Raw genomic sequence first — 26,860 nt, 5'->3', positions numbered from 1 at the left:
AAGATTCAGCAGGTTTGCGCATGCCTCCACCAGGAGAACATGCGCTGGAGGTTCGATGCCTGTCAGGTCGATACATCACTGTCCGAGAGTGATGCTCAGGCGCCCGGTGGGGCTGGGTCGGCGCTACGCCGTGACACCCCGAAGGAGTTCGACTGGAACGACGTGGTTGATCGCGCGGCCCAGCTTCGCGTCTGTTGTCAGCAATGGGAGCCGCCGTTCCAGTGCAGCCTGGACGAACAGGGCGTCGAAAAGACGAAGGGAGTAATCGACGGCCAGGCCAGCAGCTCTCTGGACCCGATCCACATCGCAGACATGGACTAGGACTCCCAGATCACCGATCACCCGCGTCGCGGCCAGGAATGTCGCCCTATCCAACCGGCCTGTACGCAGCCCCTTCTTGCGTAGGACCTCGTGCATCACGGGTTGGGGGTGGGGGGCGGAGCCCCCGCCTTGGGGTTTGGGGCCGGAGCCCCAATGAAGACAGTCCGAGCGGAGCGAGGGCCATTTCCGGGCGGAGCCGCACACATGACTGAGGGGCCACACCCGGATGGGTGCGGCCCCTAGCTCGATCGATCAGGCTTCGCCGGTGGTGAGGCCGATGGGGCAGGTAACGCCGGTGCCGCCGATGCCGCAGTAGCCGTGGGGGACCTTGTACAGATACCGTGTTCAGGCGAAGGGCACTGCGTACACTGGGAGCATGCAGTTCGACCACGATGGCTCAGGGGTGTCCGAGGATGCCTCTGAGGAGATGCGACTACCGCGGCATCTCGCGGGGTTGGTCGGTGCGCTCCAAGGGCCAGCGGATCTAGCCGCCCATCATGATCGGTATCTCTCGTATCCTCACCATGAGGAGTCCGGCGGGGTTGCCACAGCGTGATCCTCTGCGACACAGGTCCACTGGTCGCCGCCTTCAACAGAGCCGACAACGATCACCAGCGCTGTTTGCGGTTCCTCACCCGGCACTGGGCCCGCTTGGTCGTGCCTTCCCTGGCGGTCACAGAGATCTGTCATCTGCTGTCGGACCCGGTGCGCCGCGGCAGCCCAGTCCTGGCCGCCGGGTTCTGCGCGGCCATCGCCGACGACGAACTTCGCGTGATCGAGGTGACTCCGCATGACTATCGCCGGATGTCAGAGCTGATGTCGGCCTACGCTTCGTTGAAACTACAAGCAGTCGATGCTTGCGTGGTAGCTCTGGCGGAGCGCTTCGATCTGCGTGAGGTCGCGACACTCGATCGACGCGACTATCAGATCATCGCTCCTCGCCATCTTCCCAAGGGCGAACGGCTTGTGATCTTGCCTGAGGACTGAGCCCACGCCCAGGAGTTGAGCGCGAGCCGTACAGCGAGATCTGTGAAGGCTACTCGTTGATCGGGACCAGGCCGTCTGGCAGGCGGCCCACTCGGATGGGTCACCTAGCTTGACGTTGGTACCGCCTATGCCGCAGTAGCCGTTGGGGACCTTGTAGAGGTACTGCTGGTGGTAGTGGTATTGCCAGGGCGGCAATTTGTCGGCGCTACACACGGACTAGGCGGACTGTTTTGCCGCAAAGCTTGCTCATGTCGTCATCGTCTGACGTGAGGATGACGACCGGGCGGATGGAGCGAAGGGCGGTGGCGGCGACGACGGCGTCGATCGCATACTTGTGGCCGTGGAGACCGGTGGCACGGAGCAGATCCAGCGCATGGACGGAGACATCCTCGGTCATCGGCTCTACGCGCAAGCGCGACAGGTGCCAGCGCAGGCGGTCGTTCGTCACACGGGTGTCAAAGGCTTCGATAGGCGTCAGAGCGCTGACAGCGACGCGGAAATCGTTGCTCTGTGCCTCTCGGATGATCGCGGTGACACGCTGATCGGCCGCACACCACTTGGAGAGGCCTTCGGAGTCCAGGATGACGGTCCCGGCGCTCAGCTTGCTTCGTGCGCGTGCCATCCGCTGTCCTCCTGCAACTCGGGAGCGGATTTCACGCTGCGGAACAGATCCTCCGCCTCGTCACGGAAGTGCTGAGGAATCGGGCCGTTCTCCTGTTCGTTGGCCTGGAGCGCCTCCTCCAGCAGGTCCCGCTCGATTTGACGCTCCACGGCGGCGTCCACGTAGGCGGAGAAGCCGCGGGCACCGACACGTTCCTTGACGGCGCGGATGTTGCCGACACGCAGGGAAACACTGACCTTGGCCGCCGGCCCCTCCCCTGGCGGAAAAGCTCGTTCAGGCAGACTCATGGAGCAATCTTACTACTTCGAGTAGCAAATCACTCGCCTTCCGAACGGAGCGTCATGCACTGCGCACGCACGTGACGCACTCCAGCGATCACCCGAGCCCAGACGACCGCGGGCAGACCTACTTACGGGTTCGGGGGTGTGGGGGGCGGAGCCCCTGCCTTGGGGTTTGGGGCGGGAGCCCCAATGTCACAGTCCGAGCGAAGCGAGGGCCATTTTCCTGCGGAGGGCCTTATGACAGCGGGGCCGTACCCCGGGAAGGGGTACGGCCCCGTCTGGAAGAGGATCAGGCTTCGCCGGTGGTGAGGCCGATGGGGCAGCTCACGCCGGTGCCGCCTATGCCGCAGTAGCCGTTGGGGACCTTGTATAGGTACTGCTGGTGGTACTCCTCGGCCGGGTAGAAGGTGGGGGCTGGGCGGATTTCTGTGGTGATTTCGGGGTGGCCGGCTTGGGTTAGGGACTGCTGGTAGGTGTGGCGGGTGGTTTCGGCGGACTTTTGCTGGGACTCGGTGTGGGTGTAGATGGCGCTGCGGTACTGGGTGCCTACGTCGTTGCCCTGGCGCATGCCCTGGGTGGGGTCGTGGGCCTCCCAGAAGACCTTGAGGAGTTCCTCGTAGGAGACTTCGGCGGGGTTGTAGACGACGCGGACGGCCTCGGTGTGGCCGGTCAGGCCGGTGCAGACCTCTTCGTAGGTGGGGTTGGGGGTGTGGCCGCCCTGGTAGCCGACCAGGGTGGTCACCACACCGGGGGTTTGCCAGAACTTGCGCTCGGCGCCCCAGAAGCAGCCCAGGCCGAAGTCGGCGATCTCGGTGCCCTCGGGGTAGGGCGGGGCCAGGGGGGCGTCCAGGACGGCGTGGCGCGCGGGGAGGGGGATCGCGTCCGCGCGGCCGGGGAGCGCTTCGTCGGGGGTGACCATGGACGTCTTGTTCTTGCCGAAGAGCCAACCCATCAGGGCACCTCCGTTGGTATCAGGGGTTGCAGTCTCAGCAACCAGTGTGGGGTCCGACTTGTTCCCTGGGATTAGTGTTCCTTAACGGTTGGGCAAGAGTTACTTATTTGTGGTTAAGGAGAGCACAAGGGAAGATGGGGATTATGCCTGACTCACGACGTGGTGTCCTGTTCGGTGCGGCAGCGTACACCCTGTGGGGGCTCTTCCCTCTGTACTGGCCTCTGCTCCAGCCCTCGGGGGCCGTGGAGATCCTCGCGCACCGTATGGCCTGGTCGCTGGTCGCCGTGCTCGCCGTGCTGCTGGTGCGGCGGCACTGGGCCTGGATCAGGGACATCGTCCGGCGGCCGAAGACGATACTGCTGCTGGCCCTCGCCGCGATGTTCGTGTCGGTGAACTGGGGCGTGTACATCTACGCGGTGAACAGCGGGCACGTCGTGGAGAGCTCGCTCGGGTACTTCATCAACCCCCTGGTGAACGTGCTGTTCGGTGTGGTCGTGTTCCGGGAGCGGCTGCGGCGCTGGCAGTGGGTCGCGGTGGGGCTCGGGACGCTGGCGGTGCTCGTGCTGACCGTGGACCACGGGCGGCCGCCGTGGATCGCGCTGGTGCTGGCGGTGAGCTTCGGGACGTACGGGCTGATCAAGAAGTCCGTGGGGGTCGGGGCCGCGGAGAGCCTGGCGGTGGAGACGGTGCTGCTGCTCGGGCCGGCGCTCGGCTACCTGCTTTTCCTGGAGATCCAGGGTGAGGCGACCTTCGCGCGGTTCGGGCTCTGGCACGCGGTGCTGCTGGCCGGTGCGGGCGTGGTGACGGCGGTGCCGCTGATGCTGTTCACCTCGGCGGCCATCCGGGTGCCGCTCAGCACGCTTGGACTGTTGCAGTACATCGCGCCGATCCTGCAGTTCCTGTGCGGGGTCCTGGTGGCCCGGGAGGTCATGCCGGCGAGCCGTTGGATCGGCTTCGCGGTGATCTGGCTGGCGCTGGCGGTGTTCAGCTGGGAGGGCCTGCGCCACGCCCGAGCGGTACGGCACGTGGCCGTACCGCTTGTGGAGCGGGTGCCTCAGCCGGAACGGTCGGCCACGTAGGCGCACAGCGCGAGGAGGGCCTCGCGGGCGGGGATGTCGGGCAGGGCCAGGAGGTCCAGCCGGGCCCGTTCCACCCAGGACATCAGCTCGGCGCGGGCGCGGTCCATCGCGGGGTCGGCGCGCAGCAGCGTCACCGCCTCCTCGACGTGCTCCTCGGGCACCGGGCCGGCGAGCAGCTCGCGCAGCCGGGGGTTGCCGGAGGCGCCCGCGGCTTGGACGTACAGCACCGGCAGGGTGCGGATGCCCTCGCGCAGGTCGGTGCCGGGCGTCTTGCCGCTCTCCCCGGCCGAGGACGCGACGTCCAGCAGGTCGTCACCGAGCTGCCACGCGACGCCGATCGCCTCGCAGGCCCTGGTGAGCCGCTCGACCACGGCGGCCGGCGCCCCGGCCAGCATCGCGCCGAAGCGGCCGGAGGTGGCGATGAGCGAGCCGGTCTTGTCGGCCAGCACCTCGAGGTAGTGGGTGATGTCGTCGACGCCGGGGCGCGGGCCGATGGTCTCGCGGATCTGGCCGCGGACCAGCCGGGAGAACGTGCGGGCCTGGATGCGCACCAGCTCGGGCCCGAGGTCGGCGAGGATCTCGGACGCCTGGGCGAAGAGGTAGTCGCCGGTGAGGATGGCCACGGTGTTGTCCCACCGGGCGTTGGCGGACGGGGAGCCCCGGCGCACCGGGGCCTCGTCCATCACGTCGTCGTGGTAGAGCGTCGCCAGGTGGGTCAGCTCGATCACCACGGCCCCGGGCACGACGCCCGGGGCGCTAGGGTCGCCGAAGTGCGACGCCAGCAGCACGATCATCGCGCGGAAGCGCTTGCCCCCCGCCTCGATGAGGTGCTTGGACGCCTCCGCGACGAAGGCGTCCTCACTGTCGGCGGAGGCCCGCAGCAGCTTCTCGACGGCGTCGAGACCGCTGGCGATGTCCGCTGCCAATCCCTCGTCGATGAAAGGCAGGTCGACAACGGGCGGCGCGGCCATGAGACTCCTAACGAACGAACAACGACTGCGCGGCCGAGTGCGCCAGGTCGAGCACCGGCTGCGGGAAGACCCCGAGGACTACGGTAGCCGCAGCCGAAAGGGCGACCACAGCCGCGGTCCCCATGCTGGGCACCGCGATGGTCGGACCCTCGGGGGCGGGGTCGCTGAAGAACATCAGCACGATGACGCGGACGTAGAAGAACGCCGCCATCGCCGAGGTGACCACACCCACGATGACCAGGCCGGTCGCGCCCCCCGCCACTGCGGGGGCGAAAACTGCATACTTCCCGAAGAATCCAGAAGTAAGCGGAATGCCGGCGAATGCCAGGAGGAACAACGCGAAAATTCCAGCCAGCGCGGGCGACCTCTTGCCGAGCCCGGCCCACCGGGACAGGTGCCCGGCCTCGCCGCCCGCGTCGCGCACCATGGTGACGACCGCGAAGGCGCCGACCGTCGCGAAGCCGTAGGCCACGAGGTAGAACAGGATGCCGCCGAGAGCCGCGGCGTTCTGCTTCAGCGACCCGGTGGCCACCACCGCGACCAGCAGGAAGCCGGTGTGCGCGATCGAGGAGTACGCCAGCATGCGCTTGATGTCGGTCTGGGTGATCGCCAGGATGGCGCCGATCACCATGGTGAGGATGGCGACGGCCCAGAACACCGGCTGCCACATCTCGTCCAGGTTGCCGAGCGCGACCCAGAACACCCGCAGCAGCGCGCCGAACGCGGCGATCAGCGTGCCGGACGCCATCAGCGCGGTGATCGGCGTGGGCGAGCCTTGGTACACGTCCGGCTTCCACGCCTGGAAGGGCGCGGCGCCGATCTTGAACAGCAGCCCGACGCCGAGCATCGCGATGCCGATGTACAGCAGGTTGTCCTGGCCGAGGTGCGTGCCGATCATCTGCTCGATGGCGCCGAGGTCGACCGAGCCCGCGAAGCCGTACAGCAGCGCGGTGCCGTACAGGAAGAACGCCGACGAGAAGGCGCCGAGCAGGAAGTACTTCATCGCCGCCTCCTGGGACAGGAGACGACGGCGCCGGGCCAGGCCGCACAGGAGGTACAGCGGCAGGGACATGACCTCAAGGGCCACGAACATGATCAGCAGGTCGTTGGAGGCCGGGAACAGCATCATGCCGCCGACGGCGAACAGCACCAAGGGGTAGATCTCGGTGTGCGCGCCGCCCTGGCTGAGCGCCTGGTCCTCCTCGGCGCTGCCGGGCACGGCGGACGCCTGGGCGACGAAGTGGTCGTCGTCGTTGACGAGCAGCACGCTGACGATCGCCAGCAGCAGGATGGCGCCCCAGATGAACAGGGACGGCCCGTCCACCGCGACCGCGCCCATGGCGGCGGCCTCGCGCACGCCCTGGGTGCCCTGCCACACGGTCAGCGCGAACGCGCCGATCAGCGACAGCAGCGTGATGGGCATCTGCAGGGATTTGCGCAGGTAGCGAGGCGTGAACGCCTCGACGAGCACACCGGCGATGGCCGCGCCGAACACCAGGAGCATCGGGGACAGCGTCCCGTACTCGATGGTCGGCGAGGTGATGGGCTCGAAGGCGAGCAGGCTCATTCTCCTGGCCCCTTCTGGTCGGCAGCCGCGGGTATGGCCGGAGTGAACTGCGGCGCCTGCACGCTGGTGAGAGTGTGCTTGACCGCGGGGTTGATCACGTCGAGCAGCGGCTTGGGGAAGAAGCCGAACCCGATGAGCAGCGCGATGAGCGGCGCGATCACGATCTTCTCGCGGAGGTTCAGGTCGGGCATCCCGCGCACGCTCTCGGCCGTGGGGCCGCCCATCATGCGCTGGTACATCCACAGGATGTACACGGCCGCGAGGACCATGCCGGCCAGCGCGATGACGCCGGGCACGACGTACCGCTCGAAGGTGCCGATCAGCACCAGGAACTCGCTGACGAACGTGGACAGGCCGGGCAGCGACAACGACGACAGGCCGGCGACCAGGAAGGTGCCCGCGAGCACCGGGGCCACCTTCTGCACCCCTCCGTAGTCCGCGATGTACTGCGACCCTCGCCTGTTGATCAGGAAGCCGGCCAGCAGGAACAGCGCCCCGGTGGAGAAGCCGTGGTTCACCATGTACAGCGTGGCGCCGGAGCCCGCGTCGGCGGTCAGTGCGAACACGCCCATCGTGATGAAGCCGAAGTGCGAGATCGAGGTGTACGCGATGAGCCGCTTCATGTCGGTCTGCCCGATGGCCACGACCGCGCCGTACACGATGCCGATCACGCTCAGCGCGATGATCACCGGCGTGAAGAACTTGGCGGCGTCGGGGAACAGCTCCAGGCAGAACCGCAGCATGCCGTAGGTGCCGACCTTGTCGAGCACGCCGACCAGCAGCACGGCCGCCCCGGCGGGCGCCTGCGCGGCGGCGTCGGGCAGCCAGGTGTGGAACGGCCACAGCGGGGCCTTGACCGCGAAGGCGATGAAGAAGCCGAGGAACAGCCACTTCTGCGTCGCCGGGTCGGTGACGGCCCCGATCAGCTCGGGCTGCAGGAACGTGCCCTTGGCCGCGACGTGGTACAGCGCGATCACCGCGACCAGCATGAGCAGGCCGCCGAACAGCGAGTACAGCAGGAACTTGACCGCCGCGTACGACCGCTGCGCCCCGCCGTACGACCCGATCATGAAGTACATCGGGATGAGCATGGCCTCGAAGAACACGTAGAACAGGAAGACGTCGGTCGCCGCGAAGACGCCGATCATCATCGCCTCGAGCACCAGGATCAGCGCGAAGTACGTCTTGACCGACCGCTTGGCGTCCGACCGCTCGGCGTCGTGCCAGGAGGCCAGCACCACGATCGGCACCAGCACCACGGCCAGCGCGATCAGCACCAGCGCGATCCCGTCGACGGCCACGGCGTAGTGGACGCCGAACGACGGGATCCACTGGTGGACCTCGCTGAACTGCTGGCGCGCGCCCGACGGGTCGAACTGGGACGCCATGGCGAGCGTGAGCGCCAGGACGACCAGCGACACCGCGAGCGTGAGCTGCTTGGCGAGCTTGGCGTTGCCCTTGGGCACCGCCGCGACCGCCAGCGCGCCCACCACGGGCACGCCCATCAGGATTGAGAGCCAGGGCATCACAGGTTCCCTACGAAGAACAGTGCGCCGACCAGGAGAGCGGCACCGAAGAATATCGACAAGGCGTACGAGCGGACGAACCCGGTCTGCACGCGGCGCAGCCGGCCGGACGTGCCGCCGATCGTCGCCGCGAGCCCGTTGACGAGGCCGTCGATGCCGCGGTTGTCGAAGAACACCGCGAGCCGCGTCAGCCACTGGCCGGGACGCATGAACAGCGCCTCGTTCAGCGCGTCACCGTACAGGTCGCGCCGGGCGAAGACCGTGAGGAACGACCCGCGCGGGGCGACGGCGGGCACCGGCGCCCGGCCGTACCGCAGCCAGGCGTACACCGCGCCGATCGCGACCAGCGCCAGGGTGGCGAGGCCGGGAACGCTGAGCGCGTGGAACACCGGTAGCTCCTCGGGCCGCCCGACGGCGGGCGACAGGAACTCCATGAAGCGGTTGCCGACGATGAGGTACGCGCCGCCGAACACCGAGCCGATGGACAGGACGATCAGCGGCCAGGTCATCACGGCGGGCGACTCGTGCGGGTGGGCGTCCTTCTCCCAGCGGCGGGTGCCGTGGAAGGTCATGAAGAACAGCCGCGACATGTAGAAGCCGGTGATGCCGGCGCCGACGACCGCGAGCCAGCCGAGGATGGGGCTGTGCTCCATCGCGGCCTCGATGATGCCGTCCTTGGTCCAGTACCCCGACAGCAGCGGGAAGCCGATGATGGCGAGGTAGCCGAGCCCGAACGTGATCCAGGTGATCTTCATGACCGAGGACAGGCCGCCGTACTTGCGCATGTCGACCTCGTCGTTCATCGCGTGCATCACCGAGCCCGCGCCGAGGAACATGGAAGCCTTGAAGAAGCCGTGCGCGATCAGGTGGGCGATCGCCAGGGCGTACCCGATCGGGCCGAGGCCCGCGGCGAGCATCATGTAGCCGATCTGCGACATCGTGGAGCCCGCCAGGGCCTTCTTGATGTCGTCCTTGGCGGTACCGATGATCGCACCGGCGAGCAGCGTGGCCACGCCGACGATGGTGACGACGAGCTGCGCGGTGGGCGCCCCCTCGAAGATGGCCCCGGAGCGGACCACGAGGTAAACCCCGGCGGTGACCATGGTGGCCGCGTGGATGAGCGCGGAGACCGGGGTCGGGCCCTCCATGGCGTCCAGCAGCCAGGACTGCAGCGGCAGCTGCGCGGACTTGCCGCACGCGCCGAGCAGCAGCGCCAGGCCGATCAGGGTGAGCGTGCCCTGGGAGGCCTCGGAGGCGTGCGCGAACACCGGGCCGAAGGAGATGGTGCCGAACGTCGTGAAGATCACGAAGATGCCGAGCGCCAGGCCCATGTCACCGACGCGGTTGACGACGAACGCCTTCTTGGCGGCCGTCGCGGCCGTCGGCTTGTGCTGCCAGAAGCCGATCAGCAGGTACGACGCCAGGCCCACGCCCTCCCAGCCGATGTACAGGCCGAGGTAGTTGTCGGCCAGCACCAGCAGGAGCATCGCGGCGACGAAGAGGTTCAGGTAGCCGAAGAACCGCCGCCGGCCCGGGTCGTGGGCCATGTAGCCGACCGAGTAGATGTGGATCAGCGACCCGACACCGGTGATCAGCAGGGCGAACGAGATCGACAGCGGGTCCAGCAGCAGGCCCATCTTCACCTGGAGCGACGCGCCGGCGGGCAGGAAGTCGTACAGCTCGACGAGCCTGCGGCGCTGGTCGGCCCCGAAGCCGAGCAGGTCGAAGAGGACGAGCGCGGCGACCACGAACGACGCCAGCGACATGGCGACGCCGAGGAGGTGCCCCCAGCGGTCGGTGCGGCGGCCGCCCAGCAGCAGGATCGCCGCGCCGAGCAGCGGCAGGGCGATCATCAGCCAGGAGACGCCGACCACTCCACCGGAGTGCTGGATGATCTCAGCGGGTTCCACGGCCACCTCTTAGTACTTCAGCAGGTTGGCGTCGTCGACCGACGCGGACCTGCGGGTTCGGAAGATCGTCACGATGATCGCCAGACCTACGACGACCTCGGCCGCGGCCACGATCATCACGAAGAACGCGATCACCTGGCCCTCGAGGTTGCCGTGCTGCCGGGCGAACGTGACGAAGGCCAGGTTGCAGGCGTTGAGCATCAGCTCCACGCACATGAACACCACGATGGCGTTGCGGCGCACCAGCACGCCGACGCCGCCGATGGCGAACAGCAGCGCGGAGAGCACCAGGTAGTGGGTGGTCACTTGCCTTCCTCCTCGACGTGACCCTCGGCGGTGACGATCCGCGTCGCGGCCTGGCTCTCCGCCTCGGCGGGGGTCGTGGCGTCCTTGGGCCCGGCGGCGACGTTCCTGATCGCCTGGGCGAGCCGCGGGTCGTCCGGCAGGTGGCTGTCCTCCACGTCGTGCCGGGCGATGACCCGGTTGACCGACAGCTCCGACACCGTGCCGTCCGGCAGCAGCGCCGGCATGTCGATGGCGTTGTGCCGGGCGTAGGTGCCGGGGCCGGGCAGCGGGGTGGGGTGGCCGCCGAGGAACCGGGCGCGCGACAGGTCCTTCTGGGTCGCCTTGGGCGTGCTCCGCTCGCGGTGCGCCAGCACCATCGCGCCGAGCGCGGCGGTGATGAGCAGCGCGGAGGTGACCTCGAACGCGAAGACGTACCGGGAGAAGATCAGCTCGGCCAGCGACGGGACGTTGCCGCCCTGCTTCTGCACCGCGCCGCCGAGGCCCGCCGCGCCCGCGAACGCGACGTTGCCGAGGCCGGCCGCCAGCAGCACGGCGAAGCCGAGCCCGGCGACGAACGCCCAGAACCGCTGCCCCCTGATCGTCTCGACCAGCGAGTCGGAGGAGTCGACGCCGACGAGCATCAGCACGAACAGGAAGAGCATCATGACCGCACCGGTGTACACGATGATCTGCACCACGGCGAGGAAGGGAGCGTCCTGGACGGCGTAGAGCACCGCGAACGAGAGCATGACGACGCCCAGCATCAGGGCGGAGTAGACCGCCTTCCTGCTGAAGACGAGCCCGAACGCGGCGGCCACCGAGACGACGGCCAGCACCCAGAACGTGATGGTCTCACCCATTGCTACGGCCCAACCGGTAGTAGTCCTCTTCGGTCTCGCCGAGCCGCATGGGGTGCGGCGGCTGCTCCATGCCCTCGGACAGCGGCGCGAGCAGCATCTCCTTGGTGTAGATCAGGCTCTCACGGCTGGAGTCGGCGAGCTCGTACTCGTTCGTCATGGTGAGCGCCCGTGTCGGGCACGCCTCGATGCACAGCCCGCACAGGATGCACCGCAGGTAGTTGATCTGGTACGTCCTGCCGTACCGCTCGCCCGGGGAGTAGCGCTCGTCGTCGGTGTTGTCCGCACCCTCGACGAAGATCGCGTCCGCCGGACAGGCCCAGGCGCACAGCTCGCACCCGATGCACTTCTCCAGACCGTCCGGCCACCGGTTCAGCTGGTGGCGACCGTGGAACCGGGGCGCGGTCGGCCGCTTCTCCTCCGGGTAGTTGGTCGTCACCGGCTTCTTGAACATGTGGTGGAAGGTCACGCCGAACCCCTTCACGGGGTTCAGGAAATCAGTTAGTCCCACTGGGGACCTCCTTGCGTCCGTTGACGCCGTGGTAGTGCGGCAGGTCCAGCGCCGGCACCGGGAACCCGCCCGCGGTGGGCTCCGTGCTCAGCTGCTCGAACTCGGCCTGGACCTCTTCGGCCCTGGCCTCCCTGCGGCGCTGGTTGACCGTGTCGAACCAGAAGTAGATCGCCAGGCATCCGACCACGACCACCGCCGCGATGACCATCGCGAGGTTCCGCTGCCCCTGCGGGACCTGCAGGGCCCGGAAGCTGGCCACGAGCAGGATCCACGCGAGGTTCAGCGGGATCAGCACCTTCCAGCCGAAGGCCATGAGCTGGTCGTAGCGGATGCGGGGCAGCGAGGCGCGCACCCAGATGAAGAAGGCGAACAGCAGCACGAGCTTGATGAAGAACCACAACATCGGCCACCAGCCGACGTTGGCGCCGTCCCACAGCGAGATCGGCCACGGGGCCCGCCACCCGCCGAGGAACAACGTGATGCTCAGCGCGGACACGGTGAACACGTTGACGTACTCGGCCAGCATGAACATCGCGAACTTCAGCGACGAGGAGTACTCGGTGTGGAAGCCACCGACCAGCTCGCCCTCGCCCTCGGGAAGGTCGAAGGGCACGCGGTTGGTCTCGCCGAGCATCGTGATCACGTAGATCAGGAAGGACGGGATGAGCAGCACGGCGTACCAGGACGGCAGCGGGATGTCGAGCCCGAGCAGCGCGAAGCTGCGGCCCTCGGCCTGCGCGGCCACGATCTCGGACGTCGACAGCGTGCCGGCGAAGATGAACACCGCCACGAACGAGAGCCCCATCGCGATCTCGTAGGAGATCACCTGCGCCGTGGAGCGCAGCCCGCCGAGCACGGCGTACGGCGAGCGCGAGCCCCAGCCGGCCAGCACGATGCCGTACACGCCGATGGAGGCCATGGCGAGCACCACGAGCACCGCGACCGGGAGGTCGGTGAGCTGGAGCGGCGTGCGCACCCCGAACATCGACACCATCGGCCCGAACGGGATGACGGAGAAGGACAGGAAGGCCGGGACCGCGATGATGATCGGCGCGAGGATGTAGATGACCTTGTCGACGGTCCGCGGGAGGATGTCCTCCTTCAGGCCCATCTTGATGCCGTCGGCCACCGACTGCAGCAGGCCGAACTTCCCGGCGCGGTTCGGACCGTAGCGGTGCTGCATGCGCGAGATGAGCTTGCGCTCGGTCCACACGCCGAACAGCACACCCATCATCAGGAAGACGAAGATGAACAGCGCCTTGATGATGGAGATCCACAACGGATCCTTGCCGAAGTCGGCCAGGGTCGGCCCGACCGGGTCGGCTGGGTTAGCCGGGTTGGCCAACAGAAGAGTCATTCCGCGCTCCCGATCTCGACGACGTCCCCGGCCACCGCGCGCAGGTCCCGGGTCACCGAGCACCCGGCCGAGTTGGCCGGCACCCACACGACGCGGTCGGGCAGGTCGGCCACCCGCACGGGCAGGCTGACCGTACCGCCTTCCGTGGTGATCGTGACCTTACCGCCGGAAACGACGCCGATCTCGGCGGCCGTGGTCTCCGACAGCAGTGCCTCGACCGCCCTGCCGGTGCCCGAGAGGTACGGCTCGCCGTCCTGCAGGCGGCCGGAGTCGAGCAGCAGGTGCCAGCTCGCCAGCACGGCCTGACCGGCCTTCGGGTCGGCGTGCGTGCCACCGGTGACGGCGGGGCCGCTCGGCCGGGCGCCACGCCAGGCGCCGAGGGCGGTCAGCTCGCGGCGGGCGGCGGCGGTGTCCGGCAGCCCGAGGTGGACGTCCATGTGGTCGCTGATCGCGCCGATGGCGGCGAGGTCGCTCAGGACGCCGGGGACCTCGATGGCCCGCTCGAAGCTGCGGCCGCGGCCCTCCCAGTCGACGAACGTGCCGCTCTTCTCCGACACGGCGGCGACGGGCAGGATCACGTCGGCGCGGTCGGTGACGGCGCTGGCGCGCATCTCCAGCGAGACGACGAACGGGGTGTTCTCCAGGGCCGCGAGGGCGGCCTCGGGGTCGGGCAGGTCGTAGGGGTCCACGCCGCCGATCACCAGCGCGTCCAGGTCGCCGTCCAGCGCGGCGGCCAGGATGGCGGTGGTGTCGCGGCCCGGCGCGGCCGGGATGGAGGAGACGTTCCAGGCGCGGGCCACCTCGGCGCGGGCGGCCTCGTCGGTCACCGGGCGCCCGATCGGCAGCAGGCCGGGCAGCGCGCCCGCCTCGACGGCGCCGCGCTCACCGGCCCGGCGGGGCACCCAGGCCAGCCGGGCGCCGGTCACGGCCGCCAGCCGGACGATGGCCGACAGCGCGCCGCGCGAGGTGGCGAGCCGCTCCCCGACCAGGATGATCGCCCCGGAGGTCTTCAGCGCCTCGGCCGAGGGCGAGGAGTCGGAGATCAGGCCGCCGATGGCCTCGGCCTCCGCGCCCGGCAGGGTGCGCAGCAGCGTGCCGCCCATCTTGGCGAGGCTCTCGGTGGCGAACGGCGCCATGGAGAAGACCCGCAGGCCGTGCTTGCGCCACGCCTTGCGCAGGCGCAGGAAGACGATCGGCGACTCCTCCTCGGGCTCGAACCCGGCGAGCAGGACGGCGGGCGCCTTCTCGAGGTCGGCGTAGGAGACCTCGATGCCCTTGCCCGCGACCACGTGCGCGAGGAACTCGGCCTCTTCCTGCGAGTGCGGGCGGGCACGGAAGTCGACGTCGTTGCTGGCGAGCGCGACCCTGGCGAACTTGGCGTAGGCGTAGGCGTCCTCGACGGTGGCCCGGCCGCCGACCAGCACGCCGGCCCGGCCCCGGGCGCGCGCGAGCCCCTCGGCCACGGCGGCGAGGGCCTCGGGCCAGGAGGCGGGCCGCAGGTGGCCGGTCTCGTCGCGGACCAGGGGGTTGCGCAGCCGGTCGGGCTGGGTGGCGTAGGAGAACGCCCACCGGCCCTTGTCGCAGTTCCACTCCTCGTTGACCTGCGGGTCGTCCCCGGCCAGGCGGCGGGTGACCCGGCCGCGGCGGTGGTCGGTGCGCAGGGAGCAGCCGCTCGCGCAGTGCTCGCAGGCGCTCGGCGTCGACACCAGGTCGAACGGCCGGGCCCGGAACCGGTAGGCGGCGCCGGTCAGCGCGCCGACCGGGCAGATCTGCACGGTGTTGCCGGAGTAGTACGACTGGAACGGCTCGCCGTTCGCGACGCCGACCTGCTCCTCGGCGCCCCGCTCGAAGAAGTCGATCAGCGGGTCGCCCGCGATCTCGTCGGAGAACCGGATGCAGCGGGCGCACTGGATGCAGCGCTCGCGGTCCAGCAGCACCTCGGTGGACAGCGGGATCGGCTTCTCGAAGGTGCGCTTGGCCTCGGTGAACCGCGACTCGCCCTGGCCGTTCGACATGGCCTGGTTCTGCAGGGGGCACTCGCCGCCCTTGTCGCAGACCGGGCAGTCGAGCGGGTGGTTCATCAGCAGCAACTCCATCACGCCGCGCTGCGCCTTCTCGGCCACCGGCGAGGTGAGCTGGGTCTGCACGACCATGCCCTCGGTGCAGGTGATGGTGCACGAGGCGGCCGGCTTGGGCATGCCCTCGACGGTCACCAGACACTGGCGGCAGGCGCCGACCGGCTCCAGCAGGGGGTGGTCGCAGAAGCGCGGGATCTGGATGCCGAGCAGCTCGGCGGCCCTGATCAGCAGCGTGCCCTTGGGCACGGAGATCTGGAAGCCGTCGATGGTGAGGTTCACCATCTCGACGGGCTGCTCGAGCTGCCCTTCCGGCGTCGTCTGAACGGTCATGCGGTGGCCCCCCACACAGTGGACGCCGCCCGGTCGAACGGACATCCGCCGATCTCGAAGTGCTTGAGGTATTCGTCGCGGAAGTGCTTGACCGACGAGTGGATCGGGCTGGTGGCGCCGTCACCGAGGGCGCAGAACGACCGGCCGAGGATGTTGTCGGCGATGTCGGTGATGGTGGTCAGGTCCTCTTCGGTGCCCTGGCCCTTCTCCAGCCGCCGCAGCACCTGCTTGAGCCAGTAGGTGCCCTCCCGGCACGGCGTGCACTTGCCGCAGGACTCGTGGGCGTAGAACTCGGTCCACCGCAGCACGGCCCGCACCACGCAGGTCGTCTCGTCGAAGATCTGCAGGGCGCGGGTGCCGAGCATCGAGCCCTTGGCGCCGACCGACTCGAAGTCGAGCGGCACGTCCATGTGCTCGTCGGTGAAGATCGGGGTGGAGGAGCCGCCGGGGGTCCAGAACTTGAGCCGGTGCCCGGCCCGCACGCCGCCCGCCATGTCGAGCAGCTCGCGCAGCGTGATGCCGAGCGGCGCCTCGTACTGCCCGGGGCGGGTGACGTGGCCGCTGAGCGAGAAGATGCCGAAGCCCTTGGACCGCTCGGTGCCCATGCCGGCGAACCAGTCGGCGCCGTTGGAGACGATGCTGGGAACGCTGGCCACCGACTCGACGTTGTTGATGACGGTGGGACACGCGTAAAGACCCGCGACCGCGGGGAAGGGGGGCTTGAGGCGAGGTTGACCCCGGTAGCCCTCCAGCGAGTCCAGCAGCGCCGTCTCCTCGCCGCAGATGTAGGCGCCCGCGCCGGTGTGCACGACCAGCTCCAGGTCGTACCCCGAGCCGAGGATGTCGGTGCCGAGGTAGCCCTTCTCGTACGCCTCGCGCACGGCCGCCTGCACCCGGCGGACGACGTGCAGCACCTCGCCGCGGATGTAGATGAAGGCCTGGTTGGCGCGGATGGCGTAGGACGTGATGATGACGCCCTCGACCAGCGAGTGGGGGTTGGCCATCATGAGCGGGATGTCCTTGCAGGTCCCCGGCTCGGACTCGTCGGCGTTGACCACGAGGTAGTGGGGCTTGCCGTCGCCCTGCGGGATGAAGCCCCACTTCATGCCGGTGGGGAAGCCCGCGCCGCCGCGCCCGCGCAGCCCGGAGTCCTTCACGGCCTTGATGATGGCGTCGGGGTCCGTGCCGAGCGCCTTGCGCGCCGCGGCGTACTCCCCGTAGCCGTCGATGGTGAAGGAGTCGGCCTGGTCCCAGTTCGCGGTGAGGACCGGAGTCAGCGTGGTCATTCCGAGGCCCCCTTCGGCGCCGTCCAGCCGTTGGCCTTGGCGATCTTGAGCCCCTCCAGCGACGGGCCGGCCGCCGACGGGCCGTCGCCCGCCAGGCCGTCCGGCAGGCCGGCCAGCACCCGCGAGGCCTCCTTGAACGAGCACAGGCGCCCGGGGCCGCGGGTGGGCCTGACCTCTTTGCCGGCGCGCAGGTCGTCGACGAGCTGCTTGGCCGACTCGGGGGTCTGGTTGTCGAAGAACTCCCAGTTGACCATCATGACCGGCGCGAAGTCGCAGGCGGCGTTGCACTCCAGCCGCTCCAGCGACACCCGGCCGTCCGCGGAGGTCTCGCCGTTGCCGATGCCGGCGTGCTCGGTGAGCTCCTCCCAGATCTGGTCGCCGCCCATGATCGCGCACAGCGAGTTGATGCAGACGCCGACGTGGTACTCACCCGCGGGCTTGCGCTTGTACATCGTGTAGAACGTCGCCACGCCCGTGACCTCGGCCTTGGTGAGCCCGAGCATCTCGGCGCAGAACTCCTGCCCGGCGTCGGAGACGTAGCCCTCCTCCGACTGCACCAGATGGAGCAGCGGCAGCAGCGCCGAACGGGTCTTCGGGTAGCGGCCGATGATCTCTTTGGCGTCGCGTTCGAGACGCTCTCGGACTTCCGGCGAGTAGGTCGTCACCGGTCCACACCTCCCATGACCGGGTCGATGGACGCGACCGCGGCGATGACGTCGGCAACCATGCCGCCTTCGCAGGTGGCGGGCACCGCCTGCAGATTAGTGAAGGACGGGTCGCGGAAGTGCACGCGGTACGGCCGGGTGCCCCCGTCGCTGACCACGTGCGCCCCGAGCTCGCCCCGCGGCGACTCCACCGCGACGTACGCCTGGCCGGCGGGGACCCGGAAGCCCTCGGTGACCAGCTTGAAGTGGTGGATGAGCGCCTCCATGGAGGAGCTCATGATGTGCGCGATGTGGTCGGGGGAGTTGCCGAGGCCGTCGGGGCCGAGCGCCAGCTGCGCGGGCCATCCGATCTTCTTGTCCTCGATCATGACCGGCTTGCCCTTGAGCTCGGAGCCGGAGAGCCGGTCCAGGCACTGGCTGATGATCTTGAGCGACTCCTCCATCTCGGCCACCCGCACGAGGTAGCGGCCGTAGACGTCGCAGGAGGTCTGCGTCGGCACGTCGAAGTCGTAGGTCTCGTACCCGCTGTACGGCTGCGACTTGCGCAGGTCCCAGGGCAGGCCCGCCGCGCGCAGCATGGGGCCGGTGATGCCGAGGGCCATGCAGCCGGTGAGGTCGAGGTAGGCGACGTCCTTGGTGCGCCGGGTGTACGCGGGGTTGGCGTCGAGGAGCTTGCGCATCTCCTTGATGCGGCCCGGCATGAGCTTGAGGAACTCACCGATCTTGTCGACCGCGCCGGCGGGGAGGTCCACCGAGACGCCGCCCGGCCGGACGTACGCCATGTTCATGCGCAGGCCGGTGATGTACTCGAACAGGTCGAGCACCAGCTCGCGCTCGCGGAAGCCGAACAGCATGGGCGTGGTGGCGCCGAGCTCCAGGCCGAAGGTCGCGATGGCCACCAGGTGGGAGGAGATGCGGTTGAGCTCCATCATCATGACCCGGATCGCCTGCGCCCGCGCCGGCACCCGGTCGGTGATGCCGAGCAGCTGCTCGACCGCCATGCAGTACGCCGCCTCGTTGAAGATCGGCGAGAGGTAGTCCATGCGGGTGACGAACGTGACCCCCTGGGTCCACGTCCGGTACTCCATGTTCTTCTCGATGCCGGTGTGGAGGTAGCCGATGACGGTGCGGGCCTCGGTGACGGTCTCGCCGTCCAGGGTCAGCACGAGCCGCAGCACGCCGTGGGTCGACGGGTGCTGGGGGCCCATGTTGATGACGAGGCGCTCCTCGGAGGACTCGTTGACCGCGCCGACGACCTGGTCCCAGTCCTGGCCGTTGACGTTGTAGACCCGGCCCTCGGTCGCGTCGTCGTCGTGGCGCGCGGTGTCGCCGTCGTGGACGGTGGTCATGCGTACGACCTCCTCTGGTCCGGCGCCGGGATGGTGGCGCCGCGGTACTCCACCGGGATGCCGCCGAGCGGGTAGTCCTTGCGCTGCGGGTGGCCGTCCCAGTCGTCGGGCATCTCGATGCGGGTCAGCGCCGGATGTCCGTCGAAGACGATGCCGAAGAAGTCGTAGGTCTCGCGTTCGTGCCAGTCGTGGGTCGGGTAGATCGACACCGTGGAGGGCACGTGCGGATCGGCGTCGGGGCAGGAGACCTCGACCCGGACACGGCGGTTGTGGGTGATCGAGCACAAGTGGTAGACCGCGCGCAGCTCGGCGCCGGTCTCCTCGGGGTAGTGCACGCCGGAGACGCCGAGCGACAGCTCGAAGCGCAGCGCGGCGTCGTCGCGCAGGTGGCTCATGACGTCGGTCAGGTGCTCGCGCGCCACGTGCAGGGTGAGCTCGCCCCGGTCCACCACGACCCGCTCCACCATGGCGCCGAACGCCTCGCCCGCCGCCTGCTCCAGCGCGTCGGCCAGCTCGTCGAAGTAGCCGCCGTACGGCCGGGCGGTCCCGGGCTTCGGCGGGCGGCGCACGACCAGGCGGCCGTACCCGGAGGTGTCACCGGTGCCGGTGACGCCGAACATGCCGTGCCGCGCGACAGGCTCCTCCGGCACCCCGGGAAGGTTGTCGGTGCTCATTTCGGGCTCCCCTGATCGATGAGCGGAAGCGACCGCAGAGCCTGCTGCTCCAGCTCGTCGATCTGCTTGGCGCGGTGCGCGCCGAACTTCGTGTTCTGGATCTTGTCGTGCAGCTTGACGATGGCGTCGATGAGCATCTCGGGGCGGGGCGGGCAGCCCGGCAGGTAGATGTCCACCGGCACGACGTGGTCGACGCCCTGCACGATCGCGTAGTTGTTGAACATGCCGCCGCTGGAGGCGCACACGCCCATCGCGATGACCCACTTCGGCTCGGCCATCTGGTCGTAGATCTGGCGCAGCACCGGCGCCATCTTCTGCGACAGCCGCCCGGCGACGATCATCAGGTCGGCCTGGCGCGGCGAGGCGGAGGCCCGCTCCATGCCGAACCTCGCCAGGTCGTGGTTCGGCCCGCCGGTCGCCATCAGCTCGATGGCGCAGCAGGCCAGGCCGAACGTGGCCGGCCAGACCGAGTTCTTGCGCGCCCAGCCCGCCGCCTGCTCCACCGTGGACAGGACGAACCCGCTCGGCAGTTTCTCTTCGAGACCCATGTCAGTGCTTCCTCCCGCGCGCCATCGGCACGCCGCCTCTCAGTCCCAGTCCAGGCCGCGACGGCGCCACACGTAGGCGTACGCGACCAGGACGGTGACGATGAACAGCACCATCTCGACCAAACCGAAGACGCCGAGATCGTCGAAGGCGACCGCCCACGGGTACAAGAAGATGATCTCGATGTCGAACACGATGAAGAGCATGGCGGTGATCATGTATTTGAGCGGGAACCGGCCGCCGCCCACGGGCTGCGGTGTCGGCTCGATGCCGCATTCGTAGGCGTCGAGCTTCGCGCGGTTCCAGCGCTTGGGCCCCGTGAAGGGCGCGATGCCCACGGAGAAGACCGCGAAGCCGGCCGCGAGAACCGCCAGCACCACGATCGGCACGTACAGTTCCATCGCTATGCGTCTCCTCTGTGTCTCGTGGGTCTGCCGGTTCCGAGCGCGCGGGCGCCTCTCGATCGGTTGCTGAGTCTAGGCAGGGCGATCATCTGTCTTCGTTCCGGGTGTCTGGTCATGCCGGTGGCGTCACCTTGGACAGGGCGTTGATGAGCCGGTCTGACGCGTCACCCCGCCGGTCCGTGAGATTAGCAAGGAGCTTCAGCGCGAACCGCATCAGAGTGGGGTGCGGGAGCCCGTGCCGTGTCAGGAAGCCCATCACACCGGGTTTTCCGATCGCCTGGACGAACAGCCGCCCGAGGGTGAAGTAGCCGCCGTAGGCGTCCTTCAGGATGTCCGGATAGGCGCGGAGCAGGCGCTCACGCTGGGCCGACGTGCCGGCGGCCAGCGCGGTGACGATGGCGTCCGCGGCGATCCTGCCGGTCTCCATGGCGTACGCGATGCCCTCGCCGTTGAACGGGTTGATCATGCCGCCGGCGTCGCCCACCAGCACCAGCCCGCGGGTGTAGTGCGGCTGCCGGTTGAACGCCATCGGCAGCGCGGCGCCGCGCACCGGGCCGGTCATGTTCTCCTCGGTGAAGCCCCACTCGGACGGCATGTTCTTCACCCAGCGGCGGAGAAGGTCGCGGTAGTCGAGGTTCTGGAACGCCTCGCTGGTGTTGAGCAGGCCGAGGCCGACGTTGCTGGTGCCGTCGCCGACGCCGAACACCCAGCCGTACCCGGGCAGCAGCCGCGCGGTGCCGTCGTCGGCGGTGTCCCACAGCTCCAGCCACGACTCCAGCCACTCGTCCTCGTGCCGGGGGCTGGTGAAGTAGGTGCGCACGGCGACGCCCATGGGCCGATCCTCGCGCCGGTGCAGGCCCATCGACAGCGACAGCCGCGTGGAGTTGCCGTCGGCCGCGACGACCAGGCGCGAGCGGTACGTCACCGTCTCGCCGTCCCGCTTGGCGGTCACCCCGACGATGTGGTCGCTGCGGGGGTCCAGCACCGGGCCGGTGACGTTGACGCCCTGCAGCAGGGTGACCCCGCCGGCCTCGGCGCGCGCGGCGAGGATCTCGTCGAAGTCGAGGCGGGTGCGGACCAGGCCGAAGTCGGGATAGCTCGACAGCTCGGGCCAGGGGATCTCCAGGCGCAGGCCGCCGCCGATCACGCGGAGGCCCTTGTTCCTGATCCATCCGGGGGCGTCGATGTCGACGCCCATCGCGATCAGTTCTTTCACCGCGCGTGGTGTCAGCCCGTCCCCACAGACCTTTTCGCGGGGGAAACGGCTCTTCTCCAGCAGCAGCACGTCGAAGCCGGCCTGTGCGAGGTAATAGGCCGTGGTCGAACCCGCTGGTCCGGCGCCGACGACGATGATGTCGGCGTCCGCCGCGGGGGCTGACTCGCTCACGGGACCTGTCCTGTCCTGGGTGTCGAGGGCCTTGGGAAGTGTGGGGCCTTCGTGCCTTTGTGAACCACTTCACAAACTTGTCCGGCGGAAGTCTAGCCCTTTTCCCTGCCCTATGTCAGAAGGAGCTTACCTACTCCCCCGCCGTCGGTTTGACACCCCTGTGCAAGGCGACGATACCGAAGGAAAGATTGCGCCACCCGACGCCCTCCCAGCCCGCCCGCCGGACGATCGCCGCCAGCCCCGCCTGGTCGGGCCAGGCGCGGATCGACTCGGCGAGATAGACGTAGGAGTCGGGGTTCGAACTGACCGCGCGGGCCACCGGGGGCAGGAGTTTCATGAGGTACTGGCTGTACACGAGGTCGAACGACTTGATCGGCGGCCGGGAGAACTCACACACCACCAGGCGCCCGCCCGGACGCGTGACCCGCAGCATCTCGCGCAGCGCCGCCTCGGTGTCCTGGACATTGCGCAGGCCGAAGGAAATCGTCACGGCGTCGAAGACGTCGTCGCCGAATGGAAGTTTCAGCGCGTCACCCCCGACGAACGCGACGCCGCCCTTCCCACCCGCCTCACGGGAGACGCCCGAGCCGCCGTGGCGCTCGGCGCCCGCGCGCAGCATGCCGAGGGAGAAGTCGCACGCGATGGCCCGTGCCCCGAGGACGGTGAAGGCGTCGGTCGAGGTGCCCGTGCCGGCGGCGAGGTCCAGGACGAGCTCTCCGGGGCCGGCGTCGACCACCGCGGCGGTCGCCTTGCGCCAGAGGCGGTCCTGGCCGAGCGACAGGACGTCGTTGACCAGGTCGTAGCGCCGGGCCGTGCGATCGAACATCGCCGCGATCTCCCGCGGCTGTTTGTCCAGGGATGCACGTGTCATGCAATCAGCTTAGTGGGGCCGGGCGATCGACCTAAAGTGACCGCGTCATCACGCTCCGTCTGCTAGGACTTGGCAAATGTTTACCGGAAAATCACCCGCGGCGCGGGCCCTTCCCGCCGCCGCGCTGCTCGCCGGAGCCCTGGCGCTCGTGCCCGCCGCCCCGGCCGGCGCGGGTGCCGTCCCGCACGACCGCGTCGTGTCCGCCGACCCGGTGGGCACCACGCCGCACGTGCTGGACGGCATCGTCAACGCCCTCGCCGTCGCCGGGCGCACCGTGATCGTCGGGGGCTCGTTCAGCCGGGTCCGCGAGGCCGGCGCCACCGCGCGGCTGCCAAGGAGCAACATCTTCGCCTTCGACCTGTACACCGGGAAGGTGGACCGCCGCTTCGCGCCGACCCTGGACGGCCCGGTGGCCGCGCTCGCCGCGGGCGCCGACGGCTCGGTGTACGCGGGGGGCGCGTTCCTCGGGCCGGGCCGGGCCGCCGGGCTGGCCCGGCTGCGGCTGTCCGACGGGAAGCCCGTGCCGGGCTTCGACGCGCCGGTGCGCGGCGGCGACGTCTCCGCGCTGGTGCTGCGCGGCCGTCACCTCTACGCGGGCGGCGACTTCACCGCCGTCGGGCGCACCGGCCGTCCGGCGCTGGCCCGGCTGGACGCCGCGACCGGCGCGGTCGATCCCGCGTTCACCGTCAGGCCCGGCGGCGGCCGCGGCCCGCTCAAGGTGCACGCGATGGCGGCGTCCGGGCGCCTGCTCGCGGTGGACGGTTCGTTCACCACCCTTTCCGGGCTGCGCCGTCCCCAGGTGGGCCTGATCGACATAGGCGCCGCACGGCCCGCGGTGACCGGCTGGCGCACCGAGGCGTACGCGGCGCGCTGCAAGGACGCCTTCCCCTATTACGTGCGCGGCCTTGACTTCTCACCCGACGGCCAGTATTTCGTCGTGGTGACGACAGGAGGCGCCGGCGGGAGCCGCAAGCTGTGTGATTCGGCCGCCCGATTCGAGACCGCGGCGCGCGGCGCGGCGCGGCCCACATGGGTCAACCACACCGGCGGCGATTCGCTCTACTCGGTGGCGGTCACCGGCGCCGCGGTGTACGTCGGCGGGCACCAGCGGTGGCTGGACAACCCGCGCGGCCGGGACGCCGCCGGTCCGGGGGCGGTGGCGCGGCCGGGGATCGGCGCGATCGATCCGGCGACCGGCCGGGCGCTGCCCTGGAACCCCACCCGTGACCGGGGCATCGGGGTGAAAGCGTTCCTCGTCGACAAAGGTGGCCTTCTCCTCGGAAGCGACACCACGCGGCTCGGACACGAGTACCATGCCCGGGTCGGCATGTTCCCGCTCGTCTAGCCCTTGTGGCGCTCACTGATCTGTCGGCTCACCGCGTCCCGCTGCCCCGACAGGAGCACATAGCTGGCGACTCCGCTGATCGCAAAGCTGATCACGAGAAGCCAGAGGGCGTTGTGGACGCCGATCAGATAGAGCACACCGAGGGTGACCGCGAACAGACCGAGGCGTGACGCGGTGTAAACGAGAATCGGTCGCACACGGTCGAGGTTACGCCACCCCCTGATGGAGCGGTCTACCCCCGGCTCCCCACGGGACCCCGATTTCGCAGGTGGAGCTTTACAGCGCTCGCTTCGCATCGGGAGCGAGCACTGCTAGTGTTCCCAACACGGCGCTTATGTAAAGAAACACCCACGAGCGCCCCAAAGAGGCTCTATCATATAACAAACGGGCAGTCAGCTGATAACAACCCGTGATCTTTCACGCTAAATCACGGATATATCAGATTTCGCTCGGCAAACTGGATACCTGTCCGCCCGCTTCAAGATGCGGGACGCGAGGGGGAGAGATTGTGGAGAGTAGCAGCGAGCGTCTGCTGACCCCTGGAGAGGTGGCCGCCCTCTTCCGGGTCGATCCAAAAACGGTGACGCGCTGGGCGGCGGCCGGTCGCATCAGCAGTATCCGCACCCCCGGAGGGCATCGGCGTTTCCGAGAGTCGGAGGTGCACGCCCTCCTGCGTGGCGAGGAAGTCCTCACGGCCGACCGGCCGAGTGGCGACTCACCGCGTGTCTGAACCACCGGCCCGAGCCCGCCGAGCACGACGCCCGGTGATCTCGATCCGGCCCCGCACCACCCGGTGATCCTGCGTGCCCCCCGGAAGCCGCAGGGTCACTGTTCTTTTTACGGACATCCTTAAATGCTTTAAATATCTATCACCTAATGCGCGTCCGTGATTGGCGCGCACTGGGCCCCCCTAAGCCGGCCGCGCACGCTCAGCGGTCGGAGCCGGCCTGTGACTCCTTGAAGGCCAGAAATTCCCGCTCCAGGTCGTCGTTCTCCTCGCGCCACCGCCTGCGCCGCTCCGCGTCCTGCTCCTCGGTGATCGACTCGGCCAGCCAGCGCTCGTAGTCGGGGTCGCTCGGCGCCACCTCGAGGTAGGCGTTGCCGATCAGGCGACCGTCGCCACTTGTCAGGGACCGCGGGATCCGCAACGTCCCGTCCGCGAGCCGGATGACGTACATGACGGATCACCTAGATTCCGTAGCGCCGGTTGAAGAACAGCATGACGTTGAGCGCGGCGCGTGTGTCCCCGCCCAGCATGTCCACCAGCGCGGGCCGCTGCCGCGAGGCGATGGCGGCGAAGGCGTCCGCGAAGAACTCCTTGCGGCCGAGGCCCGCGGGCTGCTTGTGGAACGTCGAGGCCAGCAGCGGGCCGCACTCGTCGTACAGGGCGGCGAACTCCGGTGAGTCCGACACCCAGTCGCCGGGCGGCGAGTCGATGTCGTCAAGGGCGTGACCCGTCTCGTGCATCATCACGTCGGGCGTCGGGGAGGGCCGGTCCCCCACGACGATCTTGCGGTCGCCGTACGCGCCGGCGCAGACGTCCCACGTGGCCTTGCCGGAGGGCAGCGGCGCGCCCCGGAGATAGCCCATGTCGTCCAGATCGGGCACTCCCCCCGGCCCGACGTAGATGCCGTCGAGTCCGACCGCCAGAAGCGACTTCAGGCGCTCGGGGAGCCGGGCGAGGCTGTCCACGGCGCGCACCGCGTCCGCGGACGGCGGGCCCGCCGAGGCGTCCCACTGGCGGTAGAGGATCCGTTCCAGGGGGCCACAGTGTCGTAACCCGTCTCCCAGGTCGGGGGTGTCGGGAGAGTTGGGCTGGGCGAGCGGCGGCTCGTCGTCCAGTTCGAAGTCGCGCCAGATGTACTGCGGCCGGTCCACCACCGGGGCGGTGACCGCGCCCGGGGTGTCGACGCGCGGCCGGTCGTCCTGCCAGAACGCCTCGGCGCCGCGGCGGCCCTCCCCGCGGCCGTTGCCCCGCCCGGGACGGCCCTCGCGCGGCGGGTCGCCCCGGCGTTCGCCGGTGCCGTCGGCGCGGCGGGAATCGGCCGCCGGCCGGGGATCCGGCGCGTCAGGGCCCTCCCGCGGGGTCTCCACGCGGTACGGGAACGCCGACGGACCTCGCTGCCGCCAGCGCGGCCCCCTGCGGTGGCGACCTTTGTCGCCGGAGAACGCCGTCAAGGCGCCGACGGGTGGGCCGGGACTGGCGGGGGCATCGGCGGACACCTTTCCGTGCTGGTCTTCGCTCGGATCGTGGTCACGGTCCACGGTACGACGGAGCAGGGCGGGAAGCCATCAGGAATGTCCTATGGCGATGAATCGGAGGCTTCCGCCGTCGCCCCCGAAAACACGATCTACCGCGGAATGGCTTACGCTGCCGACATGCCTAGCGTGCTTCTCGGCCTGGCGCTGTTGGCCTTCTGGCTGTACTGCCTGTTCGACGTGATAACCACACCGGAGCAAGATGTAAGAAACCTGCCCAAGATGCTGTGGGTTCTCATCATCGTTCTGCTACCCGGGCTCGGCGGCGTCCTGTGGCTGCTGCTCGGCCGTCCGCTCGGCGAGCAGACGGCGAGCCGGCGCCCCCCCGGCGACACCGGCCGGCCCAGGCCATCGGCCCCCCGCGGCCCCGACGACGACCCCGACTTCCTGCGCGACCTGGACCAACGCATGCGCCGCGAGGAAGACTGACCCCCGGCCCC

The 26,860-nt window shown here is 69.2% G+C and carries 29 protein-coding genes; 6 read left to right on the top strand and 23 right to left on the bottom strand.

Features of this window, described 5'->3' with window-relative positions; genetic code table 11:
• Window positions 1-39: 39 nt before the first annotated feature.
• Window positions 40-321, top strand: coding sequence for a hypothetical protein (locus ACFP1K_RS00525; protein WP_380745867.1), 282 nt, complete (start codon window positions 40-42; stop codon window positions 319-321).
• 552 nt (window positions 322-873) lie between these two features.
• Window positions 874-1,308: a type II toxin-antitoxin system VapC family toxin gene (locus ACFP1K_RS00520; protein WP_380745865.1), complete on the top strand. Its 435-nt coding sequence runs from the start codon at window positions 874-876 to the stop codon at window positions 1,306-1,308.
• 205 nt (window positions 1,309-1,513) lie between these two features.
• Here ACFP1K_RS00520 and ACFP1K_RS00515 read toward each other — a convergent pair whose 3' ends face one another.
• The 3 genes from ACFP1K_RS00515 to msrA form a co-directional block, all read right to left on the bottom strand.
• On the bottom strand, window positions 1,514-1,930 hold the full coding sequence (locus tag ACFP1K_RS00515; protein WP_380745863.1) for a PIN domain-containing protein: 417 nt from the start codon (window positions 1,928-1,930) through the stop codon (window positions 1,514-1,516).
• The gene (locus ACFP1K_RS00510; RefSeq protein ID WP_380745861.1) at window positions 1,906-2,217 is read right to left on the bottom strand and encodes a hypothetical protein; all 312 of its coding nucleotides are present in this window, start codon (window positions 2,215-2,217) and stop codon (window positions 1,906-1,908) included. The genes ACFP1K_RS00515 and ACFP1K_RS00510 overlap by 25 nt, the downstream gene beginning before the upstream one ends.
• Window positions 2,218-2,500: 283 nt before the next feature.
• Window positions 2,501-3,163, bottom strand: a complete 663-nt coding sequence (gene msrA, locus ACFP1K_RS00505; RefSeq protein ID WP_380745859.1) for a peptide-methionine (S)-S-oxide reductase MsrA — start codon at window positions 3,161-3,163, stop codon at window positions 2,501-2,503.
• A gap of 143 nt (window positions 3,164-3,306) precedes the next feature.
• On the opposite strand from msrA, the gene rarD reads away from it, so the two are divergent.
• Window positions 3,307-4,242: an EamA family transporter RarD gene (rarD, locus tag ACFP1K_RS00500; protein WP_380745857.1), complete on the top strand. Its 936-nt coding sequence runs from the start codon at window positions 3,307-3,309 to the stop codon at window positions 4,240-4,242.
• Here rarD and ACFP1K_RS00495 read toward each other — a convergent pair.
• The 17 genes from ACFP1K_RS00495 to ACFP1K_RS00415 form a co-directional block, all read right to left on the bottom strand.
• Entirely contained in the window at window positions 4,218-5,213 is a 996-nt protein-coding gene (locus tag ACFP1K_RS00495; RefSeq protein ID WP_380745855.1) for a polyprenyl synthetase family protein, read from the bottom strand. The genes rarD and ACFP1K_RS00495 overlap by 25 nt on opposite strands.
• A gap of 7 nt (window positions 5,214-5,220) precedes the next feature.
• Window positions 5,221-6,780: an NADH-quinone oxidoreductase subunit NuoN gene (gene nuoN / locus ACFP1K_RS00490; RefSeq protein ID WP_380745853.1), complete on the bottom strand. Its 1,560-nt coding sequence runs from the start codon at window positions 6,778-6,780 to the stop codon at window positions 5,221-5,223.
• A complete protein-coding gene (locus ACFP1K_RS00485; protein WP_380745851.1) occupies window positions 6,777-8,306 on the bottom strand; it encodes an NADH-quinone oxidoreductase subunit M in 1,530 nt (509 codons plus the stop codon). The genes nuoN and ACFP1K_RS00485 overlap by 4 nt, the downstream gene beginning before the upstream one ends.
• Entirely contained in the window at window positions 8,306-10,159 is a 1,854-nt protein-coding gene (gene nuoL, locus ACFP1K_RS00480; RefSeq protein WP_380746244.1) for an NADH-quinone oxidoreductase subunit L, read from the bottom strand. Before nuoL ends, ACFP1K_RS00485 begins: the two co-directional genes overlap by 1 nt.
• Window positions 10,160-10,225: 66 nt before the next feature.
• On the bottom strand, window positions 10,226-10,522 hold the full coding sequence (gene nuoK / locus ACFP1K_RS00475; protein ID WP_363915337.1) for an NADH-quinone oxidoreductase subunit NuoK: 297 nt from the start codon (window positions 10,520-10,522) through the stop codon (window positions 10,226-10,228).
• Entirely contained in the window at window positions 10,519-11,361 is an 843-nt protein-coding gene (locus ACFP1K_RS00470) for an NADH-quinone oxidoreductase subunit J (RefSeq protein WP_380745849.1), read from the bottom strand. The genes nuoK and ACFP1K_RS00470 overlap by 4 nt, the downstream gene beginning before the upstream one ends.
• On the bottom strand, window positions 11,354-11,869 hold the full coding sequence (gene nuoI / locus ACFP1K_RS00465) for an NADH-quinone oxidoreductase subunit NuoI (RefSeq protein ID WP_380745847.1): 516 nt from the start codon (window positions 11,867-11,869) through the stop codon (window positions 11,354-11,356). Before nuoI ends, ACFP1K_RS00470 begins: the two co-directional genes overlap by 8 nt.
• Entirely contained in the window at window positions 11,856-13,226 is a 1,371-nt protein-coding gene (gene nuoH, locus ACFP1K_RS00460) for an NADH-quinone oxidoreductase subunit NuoH (protein ID WP_380745845.1), read from the bottom strand. The genes nuoI and nuoH overlap by 14 nt, the downstream gene beginning before the upstream one ends.
• A complete protein-coding gene (locus ACFP1K_RS00455; protein WP_380745843.1) occupies window positions 13,223-15,634 on the bottom strand; it encodes an NADH-quinone oxidoreductase subunit G in 2,412 nt (803 codons plus the stop codon). Before ACFP1K_RS00455 ends, nuoH begins: the two co-directional genes overlap by 4 nt.
• Window positions 15,631-16,920: an NADH-quinone oxidoreductase subunit NuoF gene (gene nuoF / locus ACFP1K_RS00450; protein WP_380745840.1), complete on the bottom strand. Its 1,290-nt coding sequence runs from the start codon at window positions 16,918-16,920 to the stop codon at window positions 15,631-15,633. Before nuoF ends, ACFP1K_RS00455 begins: the two co-directional genes overlap by 4 nt.
• The gene (nuoE, locus tag ACFP1K_RS00445; protein WP_380745837.1) at window positions 16,917-17,585 is read right to left on the bottom strand and encodes an NADH-quinone oxidoreductase subunit NuoE; all 669 of its coding nucleotides are present in this window, start codon (window positions 17,583-17,585) and stop codon (window positions 16,917-16,919) included. Before nuoE ends, nuoF begins: the two co-directional genes overlap by 4 nt.
• Window positions 17,582-18,934, bottom strand: coding sequence for an NADH-quinone oxidoreductase subunit D (locus ACFP1K_RS00440; protein WP_380745835.1), 1,353 nt, complete (start codon window positions 18,932-18,934; stop codon window positions 17,582-17,584). The genes nuoE and ACFP1K_RS00440 overlap by 4 nt, the downstream gene beginning before the upstream one ends.
• Window positions 18,931-19,608, bottom strand: a complete 678-nt coding sequence (locus tag ACFP1K_RS00435; protein ID WP_380745833.1) for an NADH-quinone oxidoreductase subunit C — start codon at window positions 19,606-19,608, stop codon at window positions 18,931-18,933. The genes ACFP1K_RS00440 and ACFP1K_RS00435 overlap by 4 nt, the downstream gene beginning before the upstream one ends.
• A complete protein-coding gene (locus ACFP1K_RS00430; RefSeq protein ID WP_380745831.1) occupies window positions 19,605-20,156 on the bottom strand; it encodes a NuoB/complex I 20 kDa subunit family protein in 552 nt (183 codons plus the stop codon). Before ACFP1K_RS00430 ends, ACFP1K_RS00435 begins: the two co-directional genes overlap by 4 nt.
• Window positions 20,157-20,195: 39 nt before the next feature.
• Window positions 20,196-20,555 carry an NADH-quinone oxidoreductase subunit A gene (locus tag ACFP1K_RS00425; RefSeq protein WP_380745829.1) on the bottom strand — a complete coding sequence of 120 codons (360 nt, stop codon included), beginning with the start codon at window positions 20,553-20,555 and terminating at the stop codon, window positions 20,196-20,198.
• A 115-nt stretch (window positions 20,556-20,670) separates the two neighbouring features.
• Window positions 20,671-21,945 (bottom strand): geranylgeranyl reductase family protein, encoded by a 1,275-nt coding sequence (locus ACFP1K_RS00420; RefSeq protein WP_380745825.1) that lies wholly within the window; start codon window positions 21,943-21,945, stop codon window positions 20,671-20,673.
• Window positions 21,946-22,075: 130 nt separating this feature from the next.
• Window positions 22,076-22,816, bottom strand: a complete 741-nt coding sequence (locus tag ACFP1K_RS00415; protein WP_380745822.1) for a demethylmenaquinone methyltransferase — start codon at window positions 22,814-22,816, stop codon at window positions 22,076-22,078.
• A gap of 76 nt (window positions 22,817-22,892) precedes the next feature.
• On the opposite strand from ACFP1K_RS00415, the gene ACFP1K_RS00410 reads away from it, so the two are divergent.
• Entirely contained in the window at window positions 22,893-24,161 is a 1,269-nt protein-coding gene (locus ACFP1K_RS00410) for a hypothetical protein (protein WP_380745819.1), read from the top strand.
• On the opposite strand, the gene ACFP1K_RS00405 is transcribed toward ACFP1K_RS00410, so the two are convergent.
• Window positions 24,158-24,358 (bottom strand): DUF4229 domain-containing protein, encoded by a 201-nt coding sequence (locus ACFP1K_RS00405; protein ID WP_380745817.1) that lies wholly within the window; start codon window positions 24,356-24,358, stop codon window positions 24,158-24,160. The genes ACFP1K_RS00410 and ACFP1K_RS00405 overlap by 4 nt on opposite strands.
• A gap of 311 nt (window positions 24,359-24,669) precedes the next feature.
• Here ACFP1K_RS00405 and ACFP1K_RS00400 point away from each other — a divergent pair, with 311 nt between their 5' ends.
• Entirely contained in the window at window positions 24,670-24,891 is a 222-nt protein-coding gene (locus ACFP1K_RS00400; protein ID WP_380745815.1) for a BldC family transcriptional regulator, read from the top strand.
• Window positions 24,892-25,090: 199 nt separating this feature from the next.
• On the opposite strand, the gene ACFP1K_RS00395 is transcribed toward ACFP1K_RS00400, so the two are convergent.
• Together ACFP1K_RS00395 and ACFP1K_RS00390 are read right to left on the bottom strand one after the other, a co-directional pair.
• Window positions 25,091-25,339 carry a hypothetical protein gene (locus ACFP1K_RS00395; RefSeq protein ID WP_380745813.1) on the bottom strand — a complete coding sequence of 83 codons (249 nt, stop codon included), beginning with the start codon at window positions 25,337-25,339 and terminating at the stop codon, window positions 25,091-25,093.
• A gap of 10 nt (window positions 25,340-25,349) precedes the next feature.
• Window positions 25,350-26,384: a hypothetical protein gene (locus ACFP1K_RS00390; RefSeq protein WP_380745810.1), complete on the bottom strand. Its 1,035-nt coding sequence runs from the start codon at window positions 26,382-26,384 to the stop codon at window positions 25,350-25,352.
• Between the two features lie 156 nt (window positions 26,385-26,540).
• Between ACFP1K_RS00390 and ACFP1K_RS00385 the strand changes: the two genes are divergently transcribed.
• Window positions 26,541-26,849, top strand: coding sequence for a PLDc N-terminal domain-containing protein (locus ACFP1K_RS00385; RefSeq protein ID WP_380745809.1), 309 nt, complete (start codon window positions 26,541-26,543; stop codon window positions 26,847-26,849).
• Window positions 26,850-26,860 lie beyond the last annotated feature (11 nt).

The organism is Sphaerisporangium aureirubrum (genome assembly GCF_042658925.1).
Taxonomy (GTDB): domain Bacteria; phylum Actinomycetota; class Actinomycetes; order Streptosporangiales; family Streptosporangiaceae; genus Sphaerisporangium; species Sphaerisporangium aureirubrum.
The sequence above is the reverse complement of the archived record's forward strand: the minus strand, read 5'-3'. Positions and strand labels throughout refer to the sequence as shown.

Bases quoted from the DNA above. Each gene is read 5' to 3' on its own strand.
- ACFP1K_RS00525 (WP_380745867.1), top strand. From the start codon at position 40: ATGCGCTGGAGGTTCGATGCCTGTCAGGTCGATACATCACTGTCCGAG.
- ACFP1K_RS00515 (WP_380745863.1), bottom strand. From the start codon at position 1,930: ATGGCACGCGCACGAAGCAAGCTGAGCGCCGGGACCGTCATCCTGGAC.
- ACFP1K_RS00510 (WP_380745861.1), bottom strand. From the start codon at position 2,217: ATGAGTCTGCCTGAACGAGCTTTTCCGCCAGGGGAGGGGCCGGCGGCC.
- msrA (WP_380745859.1), bottom strand. From the start codon at position 3,163: ATGGGTTGGCTCTTCGGCAAGAACAAGACGTCCATGGTCACCCCCGAC.
- rarD (WP_380745857.1), top strand. From the start codon at position 3,307: ATGCCTGACTCACGACGTGGTGTCCTGTTCGGTGCGGCAGCGTACACC.
- ACFP1K_RS00495 (WP_380745855.1), bottom strand. From the start codon at position 5,213: ATGGCCGCGCCGCCCGTTGTCGACCTGCCTTTCATCGACGAGGGATTG.
- nuoN (WP_380745853.1), bottom strand. From the start codon at position 6,780: ATGAGCCTGCTCGCCTTCGAGCCCATCACCTCGCCGACCATCGAGTAC.
- ACFP1K_RS00485 (WP_380745851.1), bottom strand. From the start codon at position 8,306: ATGCCCTGGCTCTCAATCCTGATGGGCGTGCCCGTGGTGGGCGCGCTG.
- nuoL (WP_380746244.1), bottom strand. From the start codon at position 10,159: ATGATCGCCCTGCCGCTGCTCGGCGCGGCGATCCTGCTGCTGGGCGGC.
- ACFP1K_RS00470 (WP_380745849.1), bottom strand. From the start codon at position 11,361: ATGGGTGAGACCATCACGTTCTGGGTGCTGGCCGTCGTCTCGGTGGCC.
- nuoH (WP_380745845.1), bottom strand. From the start codon at position 13,226: ATGACTCTTCTGTTGGCCAACCCGGCTAACCCAGCCGACCCGGTCGGG.
- ACFP1K_RS00455 (WP_380745843.1), bottom strand. From the start codon at position 15,634: ATGACCGTTCAGACGACGCCGGAAGGGCAGCTCGAGCAGCCCGTCGAG.
- nuoF (WP_380745840.1), bottom strand. From the start codon at position 16,920: ATGACCACGCTGACTCCGGTCCTCACCGCGAACTGGGACCAGGCCGAC.
- ACFP1K_RS00440 (WP_380745835.1), bottom strand. From the start codon at position 18,934: ATGACCACCGTCCACGACGGCGACACCGCGCGCCACGACGACGACGCG.
- ACFP1K_RS00435 (WP_380745833.1), bottom strand. From the start codon at position 19,608: ATGAGCACCGACAACCTTCCCGGGGTGCCGGAGGAGCCTGTCGCGCGG.
- ACFP1K_RS00430 (WP_380745831.1), bottom strand. From the start codon at position 20,156: ATGGGTCTCGAAGAGAAACTGCCGAGCGGGTTCGTCCTGTCCACGGTG.
- ACFP1K_RS00425 (WP_380745829.1), bottom strand. From the start codon at position 20,555: ATGGAACTGTACGTGCCGATCGTGGTGCTGGCGGTTCTCGCGGCCGGC.
- ACFP1K_RS00415 (WP_380745822.1), bottom strand. From the start codon at position 22,816: ATGACACGTGCATCCCTGGACAAACAGCCGCGGGAGATCGCGGCGATG.
- ACFP1K_RS00410 (WP_380745819.1), top strand. From the start codon at position 22,893: ATGTTTACCGGAAAATCACCCGCGGCGCGGGCCCTTCCCGCCGCCGCG.
- ACFP1K_RS00395 (WP_380745813.1), bottom strand. From the start codon at position 25,339: ATGTACGTCATCCGGCTCGCGGACGGGACGTTGCGGATCCCGCGGTCC.
- ACFP1K_RS00385 (WP_380745809.1), top strand. From the start codon at position 26,541: ATGCCTAGCGTGCTTCTCGGCCTGGCGCTGTTGGCCTTCTGGCTGTAC.